This window comes from Nitrospiria bacterium, assembly GCA_036397255.1.
In the GTDB taxonomy this organism is placed as follows: domain Bacteria; phylum Nitrospirota; class Nitrospiria; order DASWJH01; family DASWJH01; genus DASWJH01.
This window is the reverse complement of sequence record DASWJH010000109.1, coordinates 21,310-27,508: the sequence shown is the minus strand read 5'-3', so window position 1 is coordinate 27,508 and position 6,199 is coordinate 21,310. Positions and strand designations below refer to the sequence as shown.

General features: G+C 47.1%; 4 protein-coding genes. All 4 read right to left on the bottom strand.

What is annotated here, in order from left to right; translation table 11 throughout:
• Positions 1–2,657: kelch repeat-containing protein (locus VGB26_14955; GenBank protein ID HEX9759073.1), on the bottom strand; the 2,657-nt coding region annotated here is incomplete at its 3' end.
• 19 nt (positions 2,658–2,676) lie between these two features.
• A complete protein-coding gene (locus VGB26_14950) occupies positions 2,677–3,156 on the bottom strand; it encodes a cohesin domain-containing protein (GenBank protein ID HEX9759072.1) in 480 nt (159 codons plus the stop codon).
• Between the two features lie 15 nt (positions 3,157–3,171).
• Positions 3,172–5,193, bottom strand: coding sequence for a hypothetical protein (locus VGB26_14945; protein HEX9759071.1), 2,022 nt, complete (start codon positions 5,191–5,193; stop codon positions 3,172–3,174).
• Between the two features lie 50 nt (positions 5,194–5,243).
• Positions 5,244–6,185, bottom strand: a complete 942-nt coding sequence (locus VGB26_14940; protein HEX9759070.1) for a FecR family protein — start codon at positions 6,183–6,185, stop codon at positions 5,244–5,246.
• Between the last annotated feature and the right edge of the window lie 14 nt (positions 6,186–6,199).

The following is a 6,199-nucleotide window of genomic DNA, read 5'->3' as shown; positions in this document are numbered from 1 at the left end:
GTAGCTCCTGAGATGGGGTTGCTATTGAAATCGAGAACGGTGACGGTAATGGTGGAGGAGGTATCTCCATCGGCAGGCAGGCTGATGGGTGCGGCCACAACAGTTGACCTAGTGGGATCGGGATCCCCTACAGTAAAGCTCACTGTAGCCATATTATTAATATTGATTGTTCCATTAACCGTGGCGCTGATAACGGCATCGCCAGCCAGAGTGGAGGAGACAAACCCTGTGATCTGACCGTTGGCATCAGTGGCCCCAACGGGCTGGAAAATCGCATCCACATCGGTGCTGCGGTCTGAGTCTAATGTTACCGTAGCTCCTGAGATGGGGTTGTTATTGAAATCCAAAACAGTAACCGTAATAGTGGATTGTGTGTCCCCATCGGCAGGCACGCTGCTGGGTGCCGCCACCACTGTGGAGGTGTTGGGATCAGGTGAGGCAACGGTAAAAGTAACTATTGCGGTATCTACCACATTGACCGCACCGTTAATGGTAGCGCTGATAACGGCATCGCCAGCCAGAGTGGAGGAGACAAACCCTGTGATCTGACCGTTGGCATTCGTGGTCCCTGTGGGTTGGAAAATATTGTCTGTTCCACGGTTTGAGCTTAATGTCACAGTAGCTCCTGAAATGGGGTTGTTATTGAAATCCAAAACAGTAACCGTAATAGTGGATTGTGTGTCCCCATCGGCGGGTACGCTGGTAGGTGAAGCAACCACAGTGGAGGTGTTAGCCTCCGGGATATCGTTATCAACAACCGTATAGGTATGAAGGACTGTGGCCCCGAGTCCGGCGTTCACGGGGTTGGAGAGCGTGACTTCGATGGTTTCATCGGGTTCATTCAAGAGATCATCGACGATGGTGACGGCAATACTCTGAGAGGTAGAGCTCGCTGGAAAGGTGAGTGTACCGGCGGCTAAAGTATAATCGGTTCCTGATCCTAAGGCGGTGCCACCGGTAACTGCATAGTCCACGCTCACCGCCTGACTGCTTGCCACAGACAATGAGACGCTCAGATTGGCAGGCGTAACCGATTCATCTCCGCTGGAGCTGGCCAGATCAAAGGACACTGTGAGGGGGATGGTTGTAAAACTGCTGTTGAAAGAACCATCCGCCTGGTTTCCTGCCAACTGTTTTCCCGAAGTATCCGTAATCCCAGTTGTGAGTTTAATGGTGTAGGTTGTTCCGGGATCAAGTGGGTCAAAGGACGAAAAAAAAGCTAAAAGGCCAGATTCTCCCGGAGTAACTAATCCTGGAACGGTTGATTTTGTAGTTTCGTTTGTTACCGAGAAGGAATTTCCGGAAAGAGTGGTGACCCGGATGGGTTCAGAAAAACGGATTATTCCCCCTTTCAATGCATCGTTTGGATCTACTCCTGTTTCTCCATTGAATGGGATTATCTGATTAACGACAGGGGAAGTTGAATCCATTAACCCAAAATCAAAAAATTCAGTAGAAGCCAATGGGCTTGTCCCATCATTTCCCCCGATGATCAATAATTTCCCATCGGAGAGTAATGTGGCCGTATGCCCGTAACGGGGTGAACTTAATGTATTCATAATCGTTGTAAAGTTTCCGGTATTCGGATCAAAGATCTCTGCCGTATCTGTTACACCGGATGAATTCTCTCCACCTAAAATTAAAACACTCCCATCGGGGAGAAGCGTTGCGGTATGGCCCCTTCGCTCGACCAGCATGCTGTTTCCTATGGGATTAAAGGATCCGGTGGAGGGATCAAAAATCTCGGCAGAGGAAAGAATGGTTGAACCGTTTTGTCCGCCGGTGATGAGCATTTTTCCATCCGGGAGGAGGGTTGAGGTGTGATCAAACCGTGGGCTTGACATGGGTTGTACCGGGGTAATGGTTTCGTTGATTCGGTCAAAAATATCAGCGTTGGAAAAAGTGCCGGAGGCATTTTGGCCTCCCGTGATGAGAAGACTGCCATCTGAAAGAAGTACCGCTCCATGCCCCTGGAGCAGCGAAGCTACGGTAGGGGTGATTAAAGTTGCCTGTCCGTCAGTGAGTCGGATTTTCTCTAAAGTGAGGGTAAGGGTATTAGTTGTATCCCGCCCTGCTATCAGGAGTGTGTCTTGATCGGGCAGGAGCGTTGCAGTATGCTCGGCCCGAGGGGTGGACAAGCCGGTTCCAAAGTCGCTGAACGTCCGCGTGTTTGGATCAAAACGTTGTACTTTGACCGTGGGACCGCTGTTATCCTCACCACCGGTAACCAGGACCTGACCATCCGGGAGAAGTGTTGCAGTGTGACCGGACAGGGGAGACCCTAATGGGTCAACAACATGCAATTCAATGAAGTCCATGGCAGCCCGAAATATGACCACCGCATCACCGATTCCGATTCGGCCGTCCGGGTTGGAAACCACCTGCCCATTGGCATCCACAACCACTTGGCCACTGCCATCAACAAGGAGAGGGGCCACGTCACCATCCTGCAATTCCTGGAGAGTGGGCGGCGGCTCGAGTCCTACGACCATGCGAAGCCCTATTAAGGCGTCTCCCATATCTACTATTCCATTTGGGGCGCCTCGAGGGGCAATATCTCCAACCAACCCATAAGAGATTTTCGGCAGGCAAACCATCGATGTCAGAATAAAAAAGAGAAAAGGAAGTACTGCTTTCTTTTGAGTTATGGGGTTCATCTTTTTCCCACTTGGAAAATTAAGGACCGGCGGTTACTGACATTAGCACTTGATCTGTTTGAACTGTCCGTCCGGAGAGATCTTTTACGTCAAGCGCTGACATTTGAAAGGCTTCCGTATCCGGGGCACCGGAACCAATGACCTGAAAAGTCAAGGTCATTACCGTTCCGGGACTGAACCCATCGGCTTTGATTAAGCCTATTTTTACCCACCCTTTTTCAGGTTTTGAGTTCGGCATCACCATCGCTCCAGAAGCCGAACCGGCGGCAGTGACGCTCTCAAATGTAACTATTTGATTGTTATATTCGATGATGAAAGAGACTGCGCCCATCACAGGTGGGCCGAAAAGCTCGATGGTGAGAATGATGCGTGAAAGAGGGGCTGCCTGAGAATTTCGAGAAGAGGGGTCCCCCATTGGGGAAAACGTTAAGGTAAAAATAAATAGGGGCAAAAGGAAAAAAAGATTCCATCGGGGAGGGATGTGGGGTTTTAATTTCATTTTTTGATTTTGACCTTATTGATTTGTGACAGAAACGCTTGTACCCACTTGGGAAGTAATATCCTGCCCATTAATATCGGTGACTTTAAGAGAAGTAATAGGATATGTTCCCCCAGAGGGGATTCCCGTCCCGTTATTATCAAAATTTAATTCCAGAAAATCTCCCGCGGGGGACCCTTGAGGAGCAATAATTCCGATAGTGACCTGATTCCCATCAATTTTAACTCCATTGGCTGTGTCCAAGGACCAAATTCCTAGCGGAGAAGCTCCTGAAAAAGACACCAAAGTTTCATCGTAATCAATTGATAACAAAACACCCCCAATATCGGTCCGTGTGGTCCCAGTGAGTGTTATTGTGACGGTACTTGTTAAAGGGATGGACCGTTCCACTCCGACGGTTTCTGTTGCGCCAACCTTAAATACATTGAAATCTCCCCCTGCATTACTTGTTTTCTGAATAAAATCATCAAAACCGTTGACGCTGTCCAGGCCATTTAAACTAAGGAAGACATCTACTCCCGTGCTTGGGGGAAGAAGATTTGCAAGGTCTGGAGGAAGAGTGGGAAGGGTTAGGGTTGTTGTGGAATGCGGGTCTAAAACGAGTTCCCAATTGTTGTCGCTATTCGCTGCTTCCCAAAGAAAATTTACCAGAGCAAGATCAAGTTTACCAAGGTCCGCTCCTGACTGGCTCCAGGAGATTACATTTTCACTTAGATCTCTGGACAGGGTATCAATGGAAAGGTCGGGAAGGTTAAAATTGAAATTTGTTGGGGCAGTGGAGGAAATTTGACTCAAAGTCTTCGAAGACAGTGTCGGGGTTTCGAATGTCCCGACACGAAATTCAAAACCCTCCGCACCAGAAATCTCACACAATTCAAAACCTCCTTCAGTGATGGGATTTGAAATTGATGTCTGAAATTGGCGAAAGACAACCCCTTTTCTAAAGATGTTAATGTCCAATGGAATTACAGGCTCGGAAGCATCGAAGGGGATAAAAATCGGATTATCGGGGGTGGAAAAAGATTGGAAGGTATTTATGGGATCGGGATCCAGGTCAACCAAAGACCCGCACCCAAGAATTCCCCCCGTTCGATCAATGGCTTTTCCAATTAAACTATACTTTAGATCTGACTGAATTTGATCAATTTCAAATCCCGGAAAACTTGCCACCGTATTGCTTGGGAATGAGAATTCATTTTGAAAGCCTCCTGTGAATAGCTCAGCAAAGCCTGTTCCTGTTGGAAGATTTGTCAGATTTACGTCTACTGTCAAAAGCGGAGGAAGATTAAAATCAAAGGTATTAATCATTAGGGTGTAAGATCCGGAACGAACATTCATAAAAGTAAAGAGATCATTGAAGTCGATTTCCAGTGAGGTGGAACCTTGGTTAAGGATGGAAAACGAAATTCTCGTGGTTCCAATTTCACCGAAATCAGCAATTCCACTGGCATTTGTGGTTGAGTCTTCGATGAGATTTCCAGTAACCGGATCATTGAGGAATACTCTTATATTGGGAGCAGGTACCGGACCGGAAAGACCGGATTTAAGAAGCGTCAGGATAAAGTTGGTTGGGGAGACATCTGTAACAAAAATGGTGACCGGGGTTAGGACGTTGGGAATTAGGTCAACCGGATCACTTTGCCCTTGAAATAAAACATTTCCATTTGAATCCAGTCCACGAGCAATAAAAATTCGTTGGTCGCCTGAGGGAACGACTACATCCAAGGTAACAATTTGCCCTGGCGTTACATCGGCCGTTGCAGTTTTTACTATGTTTCCAACGGAATCCCTTAGGTCCAGTAATAGTCCGCTTAGATTGGTTACCTGGAGGCTGACAGAAGAAACTGAATTTGGCGCGGGAGCAAAGGATTGAGATTTTTCTGATGCTAAGGAGGGTAGGTTTTTGGACGGAATTTTTAGGGAAACGTTCACGGGAGTGGTATTTCCTGATTCTGGTCCCCCAGAACCACAAGCGGTTAAAAAGAGAAAAATCAGCAGATATATTGGAACTGATCTTTGAGACAACCGAAGCATCATTTTAACAACCTTTTCTTTTTAAAAAAAATCCCATCAAAAAATTTCCAGCTTTATGGAAAATCCACCGTGACCGTTACATGGGTATCACCTCCCCCGCCTCCCTCAGTTGGCACTTGTGGTATAGGGGGGGTGGGTGGAATCCCTGTTTCTTCACCCTCCACCGGACCTGAAAAATCCGAATCTTCAAAATCTCCCTCTTGCAACAACGCCTGTTGGGTTCCTCCTCTTTGTCCGGGCAGAGAGGTCACCGTTTCCATGGAAACGTCAGATCCCGGAGCTTCCGTTCCCTTGGGTATTTCCTGGGCGACCTGATCTTTGATTTCTGTTTTTACAAGTAAATTTCCTAATAGCTTTAAATCAATGGGAGCCGCTGGAGTGGGGGATTTTCCCTCTTCCACCATTGTGTATTGATTTTCGCCGAGCAAAACAGATCCCTTTATTTTTGAATTTTCGTTTTTAGCTTCGACCAAGCCCTTTGACCCAATATTGACAATCCCGGTTAAACCTTTTTCGTTTAACCCTTTTTTATCTTTTTCGTTCCAAACGATAAAATAGGTTCCCCGGGCTGCGGCCACTGCAGTGGGGGTATGGATCTCAAACCTTGAATCGGGACCTCCGAAGAATTTTCCAACCAGAGCCCTGACGGATCCGCTGACCAAATTTAAAACCGTACTTCGCTTTCCTTGGTCTGGATCAAAGATGTTTTCGTTGATTTCCAGACGAGAATTCTCCCCCAGTGTTAAAATGCTGTCATCCTCAAAAAGCAGTTTCAGTTTGGCTTCTTTTTTGGTTTCATAAAGGTCCTTAAAAAGCACCGAACCTCCTAATTTCACCAATTCAATATTCAATTGCCCGGGGTGAATGACATGGGCCTCCCGTTGGACTGCGGTCACGTTTCCAATCATTCCAGAGGATTGACCCTTGGCATCTCCACAAAAAGCCGTGACAATCAATGAACCGATAAATATGAGAAAAATACCTTTTAATTTCATCTGTTCCCCTTTTC